This is a genomic window from Mesorhizobium sp. WSM4850 (assembly GCF_055811735.1).
This window is the reverse complement of record NZ_JBVVPV010000002.1, coordinates 532427-548731: the sequence shown is the minus strand read 5'-3', so window position 1 is coordinate 548731 and position 16305 is coordinate 532427. Positions and strand designations below refer to the sequence as shown.

The window sequence follows — 16305 nt, the reverse complement described above, 5'->3', positions numbered from 1 at the left end:
AACCCCCCCCGCCCGTCTCGGGCGCTCGGCCCGCCCCGCGCTGCCCCCTTGCAACCGCCCCGCCCTAAATGCCCCGTTTGGCCCGGGGCCCGGCTACCGGTTACCTCTCCGTTCGCGGCGACCTTCGCCAGCACGCCGCAGCCCACCCCGCAATAGGGGCAGGTGGTCCTCACCTCGCGCGCTTCGTCAATCTTCATAATTCAAGCCGCGCGACTGGCCAGCGCTTCCAGCGCAATGAACAGGCGCTCGCCCTCGATCCGCACCGGAATGGTGCGCACCGCACCTTCGTCAGCGCCAAGCGCCTTGCCGGTTTCCAGCGAGATCACCCAATTGTGCAGAGGACAGGTTACCGCCGCGCCATGGACGATCCCCTGCGAGAGCGGCCCGCCCTTGTGCGGGCAATGGTCCTCCATGGCAAAGACCTGGTCGTCTGCCGTGCGGAAGACGGCGATCTTGCCTTGAGGCGTGGCGACGCAGCGCGCGCCGCGGCGCGGAATGTCTGAGAGCGTGCCGACAGCAATCCAATTCATCATCATCACTCCGCCGCCTGCGCGAAGCCGACCGAAGCCATCGGCCGGAATTCGTGCTTGTCCTTGCCGGAAACGCGTTCCGACCACGGGTCGACCTGGGCGAATTTCTGCGAAAAGACGAAGCGGTCGAAATAAGCCTTGCGCTTCTCGCCATCGTCCATGATCTGGCGCTTGATCTCGGCGATGCCGATGCGCTTGGCCCATTTGTAGATGCGCTCGAGATAGCGGCCCTGCTCGCGATACATCTGCGTCAACGCCACGATATGCTCCAGTGCCTCGTCCTCGGTCTTGACCAGGCCGAGTACCTCGGTGCCCTTGATGTCGAGGCCGGCCGCCCCGGCGAAATGGATCTCGTAGCCTGAATCGACGCAGATCACGCCGACATCCTTGCAGGTTGCCTCGGCGCAGTTCCGCGGGCAGCCCGACACCGCCATCTTGACCTTGGCCGGCGTCCACGAGCCCCACATGAATTTCTCGATGCGGACGCCGAACCCCGTCGAATCCTGCGTGCCGAAGCGGCACCAGTCCGAACCGACGCAGGTCTTTACAGTGCGCAGTCCCTTGGCATAGGCGTGGCCGGAGACGAAGCCGGCCTGGCCGAGATCGGCCCACACCGCCGGCAGATCCTCCTTGCGGATGCCGAGCATGTCGATGCGCTGGCCACCGGTGACCTTGACCATTGGAATTTCGAATTTGTCGACGACGTCGGCAATGGCGCGCAGTTCGGCGGCATTGGTGACGCCGCCCCACATGCGCGGCACCACCGAATAGGTGCCGTCCTTCTGGATGTTGGCGTGTACACGTTCGTTGATGAAGCGCGACTGGTAGTCGTCGGCATACTCATCCGGCCAGTCGCAGACGAGATAGTAATTGAGCGCCGGCCGGCATTTGGCACAGCCGCAGGAGGTGGTCCATTCCAGTTCCTGCATGACGGCGGGAATGGTCTTCAGGCCCTTGGCCTTGATCAGCCGGCGGACCTCATCATGGCCGAGCGTGGTGCAGCCGCACATCGGCTGCACCGCCGCCGGATTATATTTGTCGCCGATGGTAAGTACCATCAGCTTCTCGACCAGCCCGGTGCAGGAGCCGCAGGAGGCGGACGCCTTGGTGTGAGCGCGCACGTCGTCGAGCGAGGTCAGGCTTTTGGCCGTGATCGCGCCAGTGATCTTTCCCTTGCAAACGCCGTTACAGCCGCAGATTTCCGCATCATCCGGCAAGGCTGCAACGGCCGCCATAGGGTCCAGGGAGGCGCCTCCCTGGTATGACTGGCCGAAAATAAGCGTGTCGCGCATTTCCGATATGTCGGTCTGCTTCTTCTTGAGGTCGTTGAACCAGGCGCCGTCCGCCGTCTCGCCGTAAAGCACGGTGCCGATGATGCGGTCATCCCTGAGCACCAGCCGTTTGTAGACGCCGGCGGCGGCGTCGCGCAGCACGATCTCCTGGCGGTCCTCGCCCTCGGCAAAGTCGCCGAGCGAGAACAGCTCGATGCCGGTGACCTTGAGCTTGGTCGGCGTGTCCGAATGGACGAAGGCGGCGGCCTCGTCGCCGGCCAACTGGCTGGCGGCGACACGCGCCATCTCATAGAGCGGTGCGACCAGGCCGTAGACCATGCCGTTGACCTCGGCGCATTCGCCGAGCGCGAAGATGTCGGGATCGTTGCTGCGCATGCCGGCGTCGACGACGATGCCGCGATTGACGGCAATGCCGGCGTCTTTCGCCAGCGTCGCATTCGGCCTGATGCCGACCGCCATGACGACCAGCGTCGCCGGGATGACGGTGCCGTCGGCGAGTTCCACCTGCTCGACCTTACCCTTGCCTGTGATCGCCTGGGTGTTGGCCTTGGTGATGACCTTGATGCCGCGTTGCTCGACAGCGCGCTGCAGCAGATAGCCGGCGGCCGGATCGAGCTGACGCTCCATCAGCGTCGGCATGACATGCAGCACGGTGACGTCCATGCCCTGCGCGTTCAAGCCCGCTGCCGCCTCCAGCCCGAGCAAGCCGCCGCCGATGACCACGGCCTTGGCCCGTGACTGCGCGGCCAGCATCATCGCCCGAACATCGTCGAGATCGCGATAGGTCAGGACGCCCGGCAGATCATGGCCGGGCACCGGGATGATAAACGGCACCGAGCCGGTGGCGATGACGAGCTTGTCGTAGGGCTCGGTCACGCCATGATCGGAGGTGACGGTCTTTGCCTGCCTGTCGATGGCGACGATCTTGTGGCCCTTGTAGAGGGTGATCCCGTGCTTGATGTACCAGCCATCGCCATGGATGATGATCTCCTCATAGTCCTTTTCGCCTGACAGAACCGGCGACAGCATGATGCGGTCGTAGTTCACGCGCGGCTCGGCATTGAAGATGGTGACCTGGTAGAGGTCCGGCGCCTTTTCCAGCAGGTGCTCCAGCATGCGCCCTGGGGCCATGCCGTTGCCGATGATGACGAGTTTTTCGGTCATGTCCTGATCCACTCCTGTCTCATTCAGCCGCGTAGGAAAGGCCTGAAGCTTCGGCGGCGGCCGCGCGCTCCATCCGCCGGATGCTGAAGTGCATCCAGGCAAAGCAGGTGGCGACGATGACGAAGAGCAGCATGAAGCAACTCGACCAGACGCCGGTGAGGTCGTTGAGTGCGCCGAAGGCGATTGGCAGGATAAAGCCGCCGAGCCCGCCAATCATGCCGACAACGCCGCCGACCGCGCCGACACTCTGCGGGTAGTAAACCGGGATGTGCTTGTAGACGGCGGCCTTGCCAAGGCTCATGAAGAAGCCGAGCACGCAGGCAACGGCTATGAAGGCGAACGGGCCGATCTCGAAATGGAAGGCGATCGGCCCGCTGATGCCGTGCACGACGTAGTCTGCCGAGGGGAGAGACAGAACGAGAGTCACGACGGCACTGACCGCGAAGGTCCAGTAGAGCACGGTGCGGGCGCCGATCCGGTCGGATAGCACGCCGCCATAGGCGCGAAAGATACTCGCCGGGATCGAATAGGCCGCGCCGATCATGCCGGCGGTCGCGATGCCGAATCCGTAGACGCCGATCAGGTAGCGCGGCAACCACAGCGACAGCGCCACGAATGCACCGAAGGCGAAGAAATAATAAAAGGCGAAGCGCCAGACCTGCAGGTTCTTGAGCGGCGCGAATTCCTGCAAGAAGCTTCTCGCGGGCGCTGCCTTGCCGGCGCGGCGCTCGCGGATGACCGGATCGTCGTCGGTGGTGAACCAGAAGACGGCGGCCATGACCACGAGTGCTGCCGCCCAGATCAGCGCGACCGACTGCCAGCCCCAGGAGAGAAGCACGAATGGTGCCAGGAACTTGGTGACCGCGGCGCCGACATTGCCGACACCGAAAATGCCAAGCGCCGTGCCCTGCTTGCCGGCCGGGAAGAAGCGCGAGACATAGGCGACACCGACGGCGAAGGAACCACCGGCGAGCCCAACGCCTAACGCGGCGACCAGCATCTGTCCGTAGGTTTGCGCAAAAGCGAGCAGGAAGGTCGCGACCGCCGCCGCAAGCATGGTCGCGGTGTATACCAGCCGTCCGCCAAAACGGTCGGTCCAGACACCGAGCACCATGCGCACGAGCGAACCGGTGAGGATCGGCGTGCCGACCAGCAGGCCGAACTCCGTCTCGTTCAGCCCAAGGTCCTGCTTTATGCGCACGCCGATGATTGAAAATATCGTCCACACCGCGAAGCAGACGGTGAAGGCGATGGTGGACATCACAAGCGCCTGGCGGGGAGCATTGTCCTGGCTGGGCGCGGCTGGGAGATTTGCGGTCAACGTCTGGCTCCGGTTTGCGGCGTGGGAGGCACCGCGGATGTTTGTGGGTGAATGATCAGCGGCGCGGCATCGGTGCGTGCAACGAGACCGGGCTCGCCACGGTCAGGTCCTTGCTTTCCGTCTTGGCGCCGACGGGAAACAGCAGGAGCGCGGCGGTGAACAGTGCCGCCGTCAGCGCGCTGCTGGCCAGAAAATCGCGGCGCGTGAAGTCCGCGAGGGACGCGCCAGTTCCGATCCGTTTCGTCATCGTCGTCTCCGGTTGGGCGCCGCTTGGGACCAGCGCCGTCGATCGCGTAAAAACAAAAAAGCCGCCGGTCAGGTCTTTGCGCGTCCGTCCATCCGGGATCGCGTATTGACCTGAGCGGCAGCTTTGCCTGTGGCGCCCGCCATTGGACGCCGGTGTCACTTGGCCCTTTCGGACCCACAATCTGAAAAGCAGGAAGCGTGCCAATTCGACAGCGCTCCAGATTATCAAATGAAATCAATGTGAACCGCAGCCGCGCGATTTTTGACAAAGCCCGGCAGCGGATCAAAGATTAGTCAGAATGCCTTGCACAGCAGCATAATATTTGTGCAATGCGGTAGATTGCCCATTGCCGATGCAGATTGCCAATTGTGGATGATGACGCGATTTCCGGCCATGGCCTTACTCCGCGGCTTCCACGAAGCGGTGGCGTTCGTAGAGGAACTTCAGCACCGCCTCGCGGCAGCGCAGGAAGGTCCGGTCGGAGGAAAGCTCGATGCGCCGGCGCGGCCGGGCCAGCGGCACCGCAAGCACCTCGCCGATGGTCGCCGCTGGACCGTTGGTCATCATGACGATGCGATCGGACAATAGCACCGCCTCGTCGACATCGTGCGTGATCATGATCGTCGTCGAGCCAAGCCTCGAATGGATATCCATCACCGCATCCTGCAGATGGGCGCGCGTCAGAGCGTCCAGCGCACCGAAGGGCTCGTCGAGCAGCAGGATCTTCGGCTCCATGGCCAGCGCGCGGGCGATGCCGACGCGCTGCTTCATGCCGCCCGATATCTCGGCGGGCCGCTTGTCCCTGGCATGCGCCATCTGCACGAGGTCGAGATTGCGCATGATCCAGTCATGCCGCTCGGCCTTGGTCCTGGTCGAACCGAAAACTTTCGACACCGCCAGATTGATGTTCTCGTAGACGGTGAGCCACGGCAAAAGGCTGTGGTTCTGGAATACCACGGCGCGCTCGGGTCCGGGGCTGTCGACCTCCTTGTCCTCGAGCAGGACCGCGCCGGCGGAGACTCTGGTCAGCCCGGCGATCAGGTTGAGCAAGGTCGACTTGCCGCAGCCGGAATGGCCGATGATGGAGACGAATTCGCCTTTGTCGATGGTCAGCCGGATGTCTTTCAGCACCTCGCTGACCTGGCCGCCGCGGGCAAAGGATTTGTCGATATGGTCGAGTTTCAGGTAGGCCGTCATCGCCCCTTTCCTCACTTTGCCGTTGTGCCGCGGGTGACGAAGGCGCCGACCGCCGCGACCAAGCGGTCGAGGCAGAAGCCGGTGACGCCGATATAGGCGAGCGCGACGATGATGTCGGGCAGCCGCGACGAGTTCCAGGCGTCCCAGATGAAGAAGCCGATGCCGACGCCGCCTGTCAGCATTTCGGCGGCGACGATGGCGAGCCAGGACAGGCCGATGCCGATGCGCAGGCCGGTGAAGATGTAAGGTGCCGCGGCCGGCACCATGATCTTTACGAAGAATTCGAGCTGGTTGAGCCTGAGGATGCGGGAGACGTTTCGATAATCCTCTGGAATGTTGCGGACGCCGACGGCAGTGTTGATGATCACCGGCCAGATCGAGGTGATGAAGATGACGAAGATCGCCGACGGGCTGGAATCGCGGAAGGCAGCCAGCGACAGCGGCAGCCAGGCGAGCGGCGGCACGGTGCGCAGAATCTGGAACACCGGATCGAGGCCGCGCATGGCCCAGATCGACTGGCCGACCAGCGCACCGAGCGCGACGCCGACGATGGCAGCCAGGCCGAAGCCGATGGCGACCCGCTGCAGCGAGATCAGCACCCGCCAGGCCAGTCCGATATCCTGCGGACCATAGTCGAAGAACGGATGGGCGATCAGATCGTAGGCCTCGTTCCATACTTGGCTAGGTGGCGGCAAGCTGGCATTGGGCGACGAGCAGGCGACCTGCCAGACGACGAGCATGACGATGATGACTACGGCCGGCGGCACCAGCGTGCTCGCCAGCTTGCCGGCGATCGCGGCGGGATCGAAGCGGCGCCTCACCTTGGCGGTGAAAGCTATGACCTCTGCAGGCTTGGCAGGCGCGGGGAACGCCTTCACCTTGGTGTCCTCGATGGCTTGAATAGACATTTTCGCAAAAAGCTCCTTGAACACTGGCAAGCGGCGCAGCGGGCGGCGCTTGCCGTCGACGTCAGGCCGATGCCTTGATCTTGAGGCTGTCGAGATAGGCGGACGGGTTGGCCGGATCGAAAATCTTGCCGTCAAAGAAGGTCTCGACGCCGCGCGATGGAGACGCCGGGATATCGGCCGCAGCAACGCCAAGATCCTTGGCCGCCTCGCGCCACAGATCTTCGCGGTTGACTTGATCGACCAGCGCCTTGATGTCGGTGGTCGCCGCGAATTTGCCCCAGCGGATGTTTTCGGCGAGGAACCAGCTGTCGTGGCTCTTGAACGGATAGGACACACCGCCCTTCCAGAACTTCATGTAGAGGTCGGTGCCGGTGGCGACGCGGTCATTGCCGTAATTGATGTCGCCCTTGAGGCGGCCGATGATGTCGGCTGTCGGCACGTTCATCCATTGCCGCTTGCCGATGATGGCCGCCATCTCGTCCTTGTTTTCCATGGCTTCGCACCATTGCTGGGCTTCCATGACGGCCATCAGGATCGCCTTGGTGGCGTTCGGGTTCTTGTCGATGAAGGCGGCGCGCAGGCCGAGCGCCTTTTCCGGATGGCCTTTCCAGAGTTCGCCTGTCGTGGCGGCGGTGAAGCCGACGCCCTGGTGGACGAGCTGCTCGTTCCATGGCTCGCCGACGCAGAACACGTCCATGTTGCCGACCTTCATGTTGGCGACCATCTGCGGTGGCGGCACGACGATGGTCGAGACATCCTTGTCGGGATCGATGCCGCCGGCGGCCAGCCAATAGCGCAACCAGAGATCATGGGTGCCGCCCGGGAAGGTCATGGCGGCCTTCACCTCCTTGCCTTCGGCCTTCTTGGCCGCGAAGGCGTCCTTCAGCTTGGAGGCATCGAGGCCGACGCCGGTGCCGGCATATTCCTGCGCGACGGAAATCGCCTGGCAGTCGTAGTTAAGCCGCGCGACGATCGCCATCGGCATCGGCTGATTGTTCTGCGTCACCTTGCCGGTGTGCATCAGGTAAGGCATCGGCGTCAGGATATGGGCGCCGTCGATGCCGTTGGCTTCGCCGCCGAGCATCAGATTGTCGCGCGTCGCGCCCCAGGAGGCCTGCTTGAGCACCTCGACATCGGGCATGCCGAATTTCTCGAACAGGCCCTTCTCCTTGGCGATCATCAGCGGCGCCGCGTCGGTCAGCGCGATGAAGCCGAGCTTGGCGCCGGTGACTTCCGGAGCTGCCGTCGCCGCATAGGCGCCGGACGGCAGCAGCGCGCGCGCCGCTGCCAGGGTTGCCGCGGTGGCAGCACTTGCCATCAGAAAATTGCGGCGGGTCATGCCCTCGAGAGGGGCTTCAGTCTTGATGCGTTTCGTCATCGTCGTCTCCCGTTGGGCACTGCTTGGGATCAGCGCCGTCGATTGCCGTGCTCGGTCAAAACAAAAAAGCCGCCGGCCAGGCCGCGCGCGTCCGTCCATCCGGGATCGCGTGTTGACCTGAGCGGCAGCTTTGCCTGTAGCGCCCGCCATTGGACGCCTGTTCCGTGACCCCGAGAAGAGTCTGCTTATTGCAAAGCAGGAACCGTGCCAGTTTCGGAATGGATGAAAAACACCAATGAGATCAACGGCATGCCACAATCATCGGCGCGCTGGCCCGCTGGGCGAGCAAGCCAAAGATTGTTCATTAGCGCGGTTGCACGCATAATTTTTGTGCAATGCACAAGAATGGCGCGAAAATGATCAGGCTTCGGCGCGCGCCAATTTCTGCCCGGCAATGTAGGCGTCGACCTCGTCGGGATCGAATATCTGGCCATCGAAGAAACCATCGGGGCCGAGCACCAGACTGGCGCCGGCGGAGCCGACAGGTGTGGCAGACGCCAGCGCGCCCTCCACCTTAGAATTGGCGCCGGGAAGTGCGACGCCGAGCGGCTTCAGCGCTGCGCGATAGAGGTCGGGCCGGTAGCTGTCCCGCGCGAGCGCCACGTGGGCAGCGCTGTGCTTGACCTGCCCCCAACGAACCATCTGCGTGTAGAACCACAGCGCGTGGCTTTTCCACGGGAAATTTGCCGCCTTGCCGAAAGGCAGAAAGAAGTCCTCGACGGTCAGTTCCGCGCCGCCGCCCAGCGCAAGATGTCCGGTCAGAATCGGCATCTGCAGCGCCGGCGAAAGGCCGAGGAAGGAAGGCTGCGCAATCAGGGCGGCCAGTTCGCCGCGGTTTGCCGGATCCTGGCACCAGCGCGCGGCGTGATGGAGCGCGCGCAGCAGCGCCGAAAGCGCTTCCGGGTGTTTTTCGGCCCAGGCCTTGCGCACGCCGACGACTTTCTCGGGGCTGGTCTTCCAGATGGTGGCCTTGACTGTGGCGATATGGCCGGTGCCGGCGACGACCGAGGCGCTGTTCCAGGGTTCGCCGGCGCAGTAGCCGTCGATCCTGCCGGTGGCGAGTGCGTCGGCCATGAACGGCGGCGGCACGATGACGATTTCTATTTCGCGCGACGGATCGATGCCGCAGGCGGCGAGCCAGTAGCGCAGTTCGTAATTGTGTCCGGAGTGCGGATGCACGACCGCAAAGCGCAGTGGGTCGCGACCGGCATTTGCCCGTTCACGGATCAGCGCTCCCAAGGCCTTGCCGGCCCGCGCCGGATTGAGATCGGGCAAGGCGCCGTGCGCGGCCATGCCTGCCCAGAGCGTGTTCGAAACCGTTACGCAGTTGCCGCCCAGCCCCAGCGAGAACGGCACGATCGTGTCGGAGGCGAGTGGGGTGAGCCCCAGATTGCATGCGATCGGCATCGGCCCCAGCATATGCGCCAGGTCGAAATGTCCGATCGCGATGCGGTCGCGGATGTTGGCCCAGGACGTTTCGCGACTAAGCGTCAGGTCGACGCCTTCGCGCGCGGCAAAGCCGATCTCCTTCGCTGCGACAAGAACGGCGCTGTCGAAGAGCGGCATGAAACCGGCATTGATCTGGTGTTCGGCCGCCATGCTCAACTCTCTCCGGGATCCAGAAGGCCTGCCGCCGTCACCAGGCTCTGCGCGATTTCGCTGATCTTGCGGTTCTGGTTCATGGCTGTCTTGCGCAGAAGCGTATAGGCCGCGTCCTCCGACAGGCCGCGGGATCGCATCAGGATGCCCTTGGCGCGGTCGATGACCTTGCGGTCCTCCAATTCACTGCGGGCTTCCTCAAGTTCGCGCGCCATCCGCGAGAACGCGTTGAAGCGGCTGATCGCCATGTCGAGGATCGGCTTGACGCGCTCCTGTCGCAGCCCGTCGACGACATAGGCGGAGACCCCCGCTTCCACCGCAGCTTCGATTGAAGCCTGATCCGACCGGTCCACGAACATGGCGATCGGCCGCTTCACCACGCGCGAAAGCTGGAACATGTTTTCAAGCATATCGCGGTTGGGATTTTCGAGATCGATGACGATTACGTCCGGTTCGATCTCGGCGATGCGCCGCGCTATTCCCGCAACATCGTGAACGACCGTGACCTGCTCATGCCCGGCCTCCCGCAATCCCGCCTCGATGATGGAGGCGCGGATGTGGTTTTCGTCGATCACCAGGACGGTGAGGGATTTCCGGATCATGCCGCATTTTGCGCACGCAGCGTGATTGTGCAATGCGGCATGGCGAGAATTGACGAAGTCATCGCTTCGGGGACCGTAACATGTTCGCGGAACCGACCGTTAAGCCTCTCTAAACGCATCTGACTTTGCTTTTGTATCCACCGCGCTATTTCCCAATTGCGACCTTGTCTCGCTGGCTTTGAAATTGGAGGTTCCATGGATCGGCGATTATTTTTGACAGGAGTGTTGGGCGTTGCTGGGGCAGCAGCCCTTGCGAGCGCAGTTCGGCCAATCAACGCGGTGGCCGGCGTACCGAGCGCCAGAAGTGGCATCCTCGATGAACTCGACGCGCTGGAGACAGAGCCGTTCGAAGATGAGGATACTCAGGCGGAGCCGGTCCGACATCGGAGCTGGCACCGCAGGCGGCGGCGCCGGCGGCGGGCTTGGAGAAGGGCCTGTCGTCGTGCCTGGCGATATGGCCGTCTGCGCAGACGGTGTTTTCGCAGGCGTGTTTGGGTCTGGGGCTGGTATTATTAGCAGTTAGTGTGCTGAAAACCCCGGTGGTTGCCGGGGTTTTCAGTCTCAGACTAGCCGAATACGGATCAGCCAGTCCTTCGCGCTCAGAAATTTCTACCAATCATTCCTAACCCCTAATGCAACCATTCCGTGACCTGCGAGTTGCGGCAGGGCGGGGTAGGGACATGCAGACATGGCAAAGCGTGAAAGGCTGGGCTACCCCCCCACTTGCCGAGGCCATTCGGCAGTTCATCAGCGCTGAAGACAATCGCCACCACGTACACAAGCTGCTTGGGCTGGAGGTCGAACAGGAATTGACGCCAACGCTGGCATCATTGCTTGAGGCGATCGGCAAGGCCGGTCGGGACGAAACTCCATAGCTGCCCTGACGGGTCCTGCTAAGGGAAGCCCGCCGCCGTTGAGGAACAAGCGACGGGCCCACAACGGCTGTGCTTCCACGGAGAACTGGCCGCCGCAATTCTAAACCCGCGCGGGCCTACATCGTTCCTCTTCCCGCTCTAAATTACCCTCCATGGCAACCTACTGGTTCTCCCCTCCGGTGTTCGTGAAGACCGAAATGGTCGGTGTCAGCTATGCCTGTAACAATGTCCGAGGTGCATCCGAGCAGCTCCTGAAGTGGTCCAAGAGGGCCCAAGTGGGAACGTGCGTCGGCCCTCTGCCTTCAAGCCCTGGGGGGTGAGGAGGTTGACCCTAAGGAAGTACGCAAGGACTTGGAGGCTGCTGCCGAGGAGGAGGGGGTACTATGGCCCATGAAGCTCTCACTTTAGCTCGCATGAGCCTGTTATCCGATGGGTCGTAAGAAAATTTGGCCCGGGATATTCCGACCCTCCTTTTGACCCGTTGAACCCGCTCACCCGAATTGTCTATCCGAGCTAGCTCAAGCGGCCGATTTGGGGGCGATCTTTATCGGCTACTAATGACCTGTCGCTTGACGCTGGGTTGGGTGGGCACGCGCGTCAGGCCGGGTGTGTAGGCTGGGGTTACGGAAGTCGCAATCTTTGAGGGTCCGTCCCCGGCCGCACGCTTGAGACACCCGCCCGGGTGGCCTTGGGGGCGGCACTAGCCGGTGTAAGACTGACAGGGTGCCCAAGGCTCCACTGTCTGGGTCATGTCATCGCTCAGTCACTATTTAGTTGTGCTGCCACTGCACCCCGCGAAGGCAGCTCAAAGCAGCGGGGACTAACCCCAAGCCCCCCACCCGGTCCCCGCTGCTCATTTACCGTCACGGAACCCCGAAGGTCGAGCCGACCCAGAGCGCCATCTTCAGCGCCTATGCCAGCGCCTTCCGCATCGCCCTCGTCGCATGCTCCAGCCGCCTCTCAGGCCCGCCGTATCGTTCGCTACGTCGCCAAGCGCGTGGCCCTCTCTCCCAAGCATCCGTGCCTAGGCCCTCGCCTCTACCAAACACATGAGCATCCCTAAATTACCCTCATAGCTCTCCATTGGTTTCACCCTCCGGTCAACATCGAGACAGACCGACCTGGACTCACCTATGGCTGCAACAACGTCGAGGGTGCCGCCACGGAACTTATGAAGTGGGCCAAGCGAGGACCCAAGAAGCCTGCATGGCCTGCCTTGGAGGCGAGGGCACACCCGACGACGTAAGGAAGGCCTTAGAAGCCGCTGCCAAGGAGGAGGGGTTGCTGCGCTCCCTGGTTAGGTTTCCATTTGCGTTATTTGTTCTATCTCGTCTCACGTTGGTCGCTACAGTGCGTTTGATGGGGCAGCCCGGCAGCCCTACTTGGGGGCGCAACGGCCGCCGGGCCTGGCCGGCTGGCAGGTCGGGGGGCGGTCGCCGGCTTGGGCGAAATTGTATGCCGCTTCATGCATCGTTGCTAATTTAGTAAAATGGTCATGGTCCGTTCCCCTAGCCATCAAATCGGATGAGCCTACACTCGAACCTGTGCGTAAACGAGTGACTGCCGGTGCTGGCCGGCTAGAGTTCATTCCTCCGATGATGCCTACCTTGGTCGCCAAGCCGCCCCAAGGCGACGACTGGATGCATGAAGCCAAATTCGACGGCTACCGCTCCCAAATCATCATCGACGCCGGCGGTGTGCGGATCTTCACCCGCCGCGGCCTAGACTGGACATCGAAGTACCGCGATCTAGCTGCGGCGGCGCGAACGCTGGACGTCGAGAATGCCATCATCGACGGCGAAGTCGTCGTCTTGAATGAGGCTGGGCCTGTCGGACTTTGCCGCGCTGCGCAAGGCCATCACCAGACGCCAGCACGACCTCTATTTCGTTGCGTTCGATCTCCTGCATCTCAACGGCCACGATCTGCGCGACATGGTACTTGAGGATCGGCGGGAAATCCTAGCCGGCCTCATAGGGTCTGACAGCCGCATCCAGTTCAGTGAGACCATGCCGGGCGAGGCTAATGCGATCTATCATCTTGATCGACGCGGCTGGCCTGGAAGGGATGGTATCGAAGCGTCGGGACAGCAAATATCGCAGCGGCCCGACCACCAATTGGCTGAAGACAAAATCCTTCACAGAAAGCGAGTTTGAACTACTCGGCGTCGAACGCGAGAGGGGCAAGCCCGCGTTTGCTCTGATGGCTGACCCAGCCACCGCAAATATGTCGGCAGCGCGTTCGTGAGCGTCAATCGCGAGATGCGGGAACGACTTTGGAAAAGGGTCCAGGAGCATGCCGGGTCACCGCCCAAGGACATGCCAAAGCGACCGGCAACGCAGTGGGTCAAGCCGGGCATCAAAGCCCGCGTGAAGCACCTCAGGGGCGAGGACGACCTTCGCCACGCTTCGCTTCAGGACTTCTGGGATGAAAGCTAGCTTTCCGCGTTCTATGCGCTGCCGCTTGTCTCGCTTTCCTCGTCAAGTGCTGAGGCACCGGCAAAATAGGCGTTGGCAATCAGCCAAATTAAGCGGACTAATGGTTTCCAGCAAAGGACGCGCGGCGTGGTATACCATCACTATCCGGGGAAACATTGGATACGCAGCCGCTCAGCGCCATCAAAATCAACACCAAAAATAGTCGCATCTTTCCCTCCGAATTGGGGGCACTTAGCACGGATGTCATGCTGGTGCCTGGCCGCCGACCGAAAGCGAGGCCCGTTCAGAAACTTATGGAGACCGACATTCCCCGGATGAACCCGGTTCTGGCGACACAGTAGCCGTCATGGCCGCCCCAGGCAATGTTGAGCGCGGTGCGGGAGGGTAAGGCCGCCATTGCACAGCTGCCCTGCGACATGCGAGTTTGTCAACCAAATGGCTCATCATGGGAGTCTCGTCATGTCCATTCGCCGGATTGCGTTGACCTCGGCAGCGGTCATGCTTGCCTTCACAACCCTCGCCCAGGCCAGGCCGGACCCCGCGCCATGACCTGCCAACAGACGCAGGCGCTAATCCAGAGCCATGGCTCGGCGGTGCTGACCACCGGCCCGAACACCTATGCCCTCTACGTCCGCCGGTACAGCAATGCGTGCGACTGGTCGGAAATCCCAGCGGTAGGGTTTGTGCCGACGCTCGATGGCCAGTGCCTGGTTCATCGATGCAGAGAGCCGCTCTACACTCCTCCCGGCTGACGGTGACGAGCATAGCTATTCTGCTGCGCCTTTCGGCAGGTAGCCCTTAGCCTCAAGGTTTTCTCGACATAGGCAGCAACCATGCGCCTGTCTGGGAACGGAGTCGCATCATCGGCGTTACCGGCCAGCCAAACGCTGCGATGATATGGAGGAACGGCGTGATCGAGTTGACTGAGAAGGAAAAGCGCTTTCTCAAGCGCGTTGACACCATCACTCACGTTCCCTGGTCGAACAAAGTCACCGCGCAGATGCCAAAGGCAAGCCCATGCGTATCGCAAGGGGAACGTTTGCCCGATTAAGAGACGACGGTATCATCATCCGATCTACAAGCGACCTGACCTCGAACACCTACGTCATTAATCCTGCACCCGTGACGCCACAAGTCGAGGAAGTGCAGGAAGCGTCCTGATCGGGCGGGGGCACGGCGGCGCGTCAATCCTCAGCCTCACGCCGGCGCCGCCACCATTCTCTAGGCCGGAGGGTGATGACGCGCAAACATTCGCCGTCGAGCGTTCGCAATGAGAGAGGCGGGCGCTCATTCCGCCTCTCGGTGTCGACTCAAAACGTCGTGCAGTTCACGGTGTTGCCGAAGCGGTTGCAAGTCGTCGTTTTCGGCTGACTGTTTTGCATGTTGGCAAATGCCGCATTCGCCCTGGCAGATGCCCTGCCGCGAGACGAAATGGACTCGTTTTGGATGCATTGGGCCATGGCCGGGGTCCCTGGCTCGAAGCCGTAGGAAACGCATCGGTTGCGGAAATAGGTTGCCTGTTCCGCCTGCGGTGTGGTGGCAAACCAAGCAGGTGAGCCAGGCATACCTAGGCCCGAACCGGAGCAGCCGCTTAAAAGGATGGTCGCGGCCCCTGCCGCCGCGAAAATATGGTATTTGCGCATGCTGCCCCCTGCGCATGCACTGAACTTCAAAAGCTTCGGCCCCGCAAGGGCCGGCGCGGCGCGCAAATATCCCTTCGAAGCCGAACTTTGGGCAGCGCAGCTGGCGGCGTCGGTTTTCCAGCTGGCTTCCGGAGGGGACGCATCAGCATGAGCGCCGGCGTCAAGACAAAGGCGCTGGCTGCATTCGTGCGGCAGTGCCTTGATCCGCTGCCCGATGCCGTCCTCATCGACACGCACCACAATCAGCTCATGCGTCAGGCGCGCCGACTTCCTTGGCGCAAGGCCGATGCTGTCACCAGCCTGGCAAGAGCGAAAACGGCTTACTGGCAAGAGAAAAGCATTCACGCGATGTACGTCCTGGAGGACGAGGACAAATCTAGCGCCTATTCTGACAAACGGATGATCAGCGTCGACAGGAGCCGGCAGGCTGTGGCCGATCAAATCCGAGTTCCAGCGCCCGATCTAATGGCCGTCCAATGGAAGCGAGAAGCCGCAAGGGACCGATATCTGCCGATCGGCGAGGACGAAGTCGCCAAGCTCATTGCGGCGGACGTTTCTTGCAGCGCATCCGATCACGAAGCGACCTCGTAGAAAGCGTGGGGGAGCGACCATCACTGAACCGGGCAAAAACTGTCATAGCCCGCTGCCTCACGGTGGCGGGTTTTTCTTTGCGTGAACCTCCGATTAGGATTGACACCTAGCGGCGCATTTCTCCCTCGCCCGTCATGACCGAACCGTAACCTCGACCGGCAAGGGGGAGCGCTGGTTTTGCAGCGAGGCAGAAGCCCGAGCGGCCGGCTGGCGAAAAGCGCGACGGTGGCGTCCGCCTTGCTCCTGTCCCTCAGCTATTGCGCGACTTTGGTTCCGTTGACGCCCGGCAATCATGGAAGGCCGAGGGGCGAGTGATCGAGTTCCGGTTCCCATAGCACACTAGCCCAGCACTAAGCCTGCAATCAAAACGGCAAATCCGATAGAAAGCGGGACCGCCAAAAGCCAGCCAGCCTCCAAAACGCTATTTTCTTGCCGATCCATAACAGTCTCCTCTTTGACGCCGCCCCTGATTACGAAAGCCATTGGGAGCGGTTCGGTTCCGACGATTTTGCCAAGGACCCG

At 62.2% G+C, this 16305-nt stretch carries 15 protein-coding genes and 1 pseudogene; 5 read left to right on the top strand and 11 right to left on the bottom strand.

The window, feature by feature from the left end:
- The 10 genes from AC0L2Z_RS05655 to AC0L2Z_RS05610 all read right to left on the bottom strand — a co-directional run.
- The coding region (locus AC0L2Z_RS05655) for a hypothetical protein (RefSeq protein ID WP_473627066.1) at positions 1–197 on the bottom strand (197 nt) is incomplete at its 3' end.
- 3 nt (positions 198–200) lie between these two features.
- On the bottom strand, positions 201–536 hold the full coding sequence (gene nirD / locus AC0L2Z_RS05650) for a nitrite reductase small subunit NirD (protein WP_473627020.1): 336 nt from the start codon (positions 534–536) through the stop codon (positions 201–203).
- Positions 536–2986 carry a nitrite reductase large subunit NirB gene (gene nirB / locus AC0L2Z_RS05645; protein WP_473627019.1) on the bottom strand — a complete coding sequence of 817 codons (2451 nt, stop codon included), beginning with the start codon at positions 2984–2986 and terminating at the stop codon, positions 536–538. The genes nirD and nirB overlap by 1 nt, the downstream gene beginning before the upstream one ends.
- Before the next feature lie 19 nt (positions 2987–3005).
- Positions 3006–4247, bottom strand: coding sequence for an MFS transporter (locus AC0L2Z_RS05640; RefSeq protein ID WP_473627064.1), 1242 nt, complete (start codon positions 4245–4247; stop codon positions 3006–3008).
- A gap of 115 nt (positions 4248–4362) precedes the next feature.
- Positions 4363–4554 carry a hypothetical protein gene (locus tag AC0L2Z_RS05635; protein ID WP_236392143.1) on the bottom strand — a complete coding sequence of 64 codons (192 nt, stop codon included), beginning with the start codon at positions 4552–4554 and terminating at the stop codon, positions 4363–4365.
- A gap of 399 nt (positions 4555–4953) precedes the next feature.
- On the bottom strand, positions 4954–5751 hold the full coding sequence (locus AC0L2Z_RS05630) for an ABC transporter ATP-binding protein (RefSeq protein WP_023796767.1): 798 nt from the start codon (positions 5749–5751) through the stop codon (positions 4954–4956).
- Between the two features lie 11 nt (positions 5752–5762).
- The gene (gene ntrB, locus AC0L2Z_RS05625; RefSeq protein ID WP_128172929.1) at positions 5763–6659 is read right to left on the bottom strand and encodes a nitrate ABC transporter permease; all 897 of its coding nucleotides are present in this window, start codon (positions 6657–6659) and stop codon (positions 5763–5765) included.
- A 61-nt stretch (positions 6660–6720) separates the two neighbouring features.
- Positions 6721–8037 carry a CmpA/NrtA family ABC transporter substrate-binding protein gene (locus AC0L2Z_RS05620; RefSeq protein WP_473627017.1) on the bottom strand — a complete coding sequence of 439 codons (1317 nt, stop codon included), beginning with the start codon at positions 8035–8037 and terminating at the stop codon, positions 6721–6723.
- A gap of 360 nt (positions 8038–8397) precedes the next feature.
- Positions 8398–9636, bottom strand: a complete 1239-nt coding sequence (locus AC0L2Z_RS05615; protein ID WP_473627016.1) for a CmpA/NrtA family ABC transporter substrate-binding protein — start codon at positions 9634–9636, stop codon at positions 8398–8400.
- A gap of 2 nt (positions 9637–9638) precedes the next feature.
- Positions 9639–10238 carry an ANTAR domain-containing response regulator gene (locus AC0L2Z_RS05610; protein WP_023796771.1) on the bottom strand — a complete coding sequence of 200 codons (600 nt, stop codon included), beginning with the start codon at positions 10236–10238 and terminating at the stop codon, positions 9639–9641.
- A 680-nt stretch (positions 10239–10918) separates the two neighbouring features.
- Here AC0L2Z_RS05610 and AC0L2Z_RS05605 point away from each other — a divergent pair.
- The 4 genes and pseudogenes from AC0L2Z_RS05605 (at position 10919) to AC0L2Z_RS05590 (ending at position 14301) form a co-directional block, all read left to right on the top strand.
- Positions 10919–11113, top strand: a complete 195-nt coding sequence (locus tag AC0L2Z_RS05605) for a hypothetical protein (protein ID WP_473627014.1) — start codon at positions 10919–10921, stop codon at positions 11111–11113.
- Positions 11114–12708: 1595 nt separating this feature from the next.
- A pseudogene (locus AC0L2Z_RS05600) lies at positions 12709–12885 on the top strand (ATP-dependent DNA ligase); the annotation flags it as partial.
- A gap of 43 nt (positions 12886–12928) precedes the next feature.
- Positions 12929–13267, top strand: a complete 339-nt coding sequence (locus tag AC0L2Z_RS05595) for an ATP-dependent DNA ligase (protein ID WP_473627013.1) — start codon at positions 12929–12931, stop codon at positions 13265–13267.
- A gap of 827 nt (positions 13268–14094) precedes the next feature.
- Entirely contained in the window at positions 14095–14301 is a 207-nt protein-coding gene (locus tag AC0L2Z_RS05590; RefSeq protein ID WP_306454983.1) for a hypothetical protein, read from the top strand.
- 558 nt (positions 14302–14859) lie between these two features.
- Here AC0L2Z_RS05590 and AC0L2Z_RS05585 read toward each other — a convergent pair.
- Positions 14860–15192, bottom strand: a complete 333-nt coding sequence (locus AC0L2Z_RS05585; RefSeq protein ID WP_473531428.1) for a hypothetical protein — start codon at positions 15190–15192, stop codon at positions 14860–14862.
- A 147-nt stretch (positions 15193–15339) separates the two neighbouring features.
- Here AC0L2Z_RS05585 and AC0L2Z_RS05580 point away from each other — a divergent pair, with 147 nt between their 5' ends.
- Positions 15340–15783: a hypothetical protein gene (locus AC0L2Z_RS05580; protein WP_473627012.1), complete on the top strand. Its 444-nt coding sequence runs from the start codon at positions 15340–15342 to the stop codon at positions 15781–15783.
- Positions 15784–16305 lie beyond the last annotated feature (522 nt).

What these genes read in the sequence shown, in the direction of transcription:
- nirD (WP_473627020.1), bottom strand. Translation starts at nt 536, where the DNA reads ATGATGATGAATTGGATTGCTGTCGGCACGCTCTCAGACATTCCGCGC.
- nirB (WP_473627019.1), bottom strand. Translation starts at nt 2,986, where the DNA reads ATGACCGAAAAACTCGTCATCATCGGCAACGGCATGGCCCCAGGGCGC.
- AC0L2Z_RS05640 (WP_473627064.1), bottom strand. Translation starts at nt 4,247, where the DNA reads ATGTCCACCATCGCCTTCACCGTCTGCTTCGCGGTGTGGACGATATTT.
- AC0L2Z_RS05635 (WP_236392143.1), bottom strand. Translation starts at nt 4,554, where the DNA reads ATGACGAAACGGATCGGAACTGGCGCGTCCCTCGCGGACTTCACGCGC.
- AC0L2Z_RS05630 (WP_023796767.1), bottom strand. Translation starts at nt 5,751, where the DNA reads ATGACGGCCTACCTGAAACTCGACCATATCGACAAATCCTTTGCCCGC.
- ntrB (WP_128172929.1), bottom strand. Translation starts at nt 6,659, where the DNA reads ATGTCTATTCAAGCCATCGAGGACACCAAGGTGAAGGCGTTCCCCGCG.
- AC0L2Z_RS05620 (WP_473627017.1), bottom strand. Translation starts at nt 8,037, where the DNA reads ATGACGAAACGCATCAAGACTGAAGCCCCTCTCGAGGGCATGACCCGC.
- AC0L2Z_RS05615 (WP_473627016.1), bottom strand. Translation starts at nt 9,636, where the DNA reads ATGGCGGCCGAACACCAGATCAATGCCGGTTTCATGCCGCTCTTCGAC.
- AC0L2Z_RS05610 (WP_023796771.1), bottom strand. Translation starts at nt 10,238, where the DNA reads ATGATCCGGAAATCCCTCACCGTCCTGGTGATCGACGAAAACCACATC.
- AC0L2Z_RS05605 (WP_473627014.1), top strand. Translation starts at nt 10,919, where the DNA reads ATGCAGACATGGCAAAGCGTGAAAGGCTGGGCTACCCCCCCACTTGCC.
- AC0L2Z_RS05595 (WP_473627013.1), top strand. Translation starts at nt 12,929, where the DNA reads ATGAGGCTGGGCCTGTCGGACTTTGCCGCGCTGCGCAAGGCCATCACC.
- AC0L2Z_RS05590 (WP_306454983.1), top strand. Translation starts at nt 14,095, where the DNA reads ATGACCTGCCAACAGACGCAGGCGCTAATCCAGAGCCATGGCTCGGCG.
- AC0L2Z_RS05585 (WP_473531428.1), bottom strand. Translation starts at nt 15,192, where the DNA reads ATGCGCAAATACCATATTTTCGCGGCGGCAGGGGCCGCGACCATCCTT.
- AC0L2Z_RS05580 (WP_473627012.1), top strand. Translation starts at nt 15,340, where the DNA reads ATGAGCGCCGGCGTCAAGACAAAGGCGCTGGCTGCATTCGTGCGGCAG.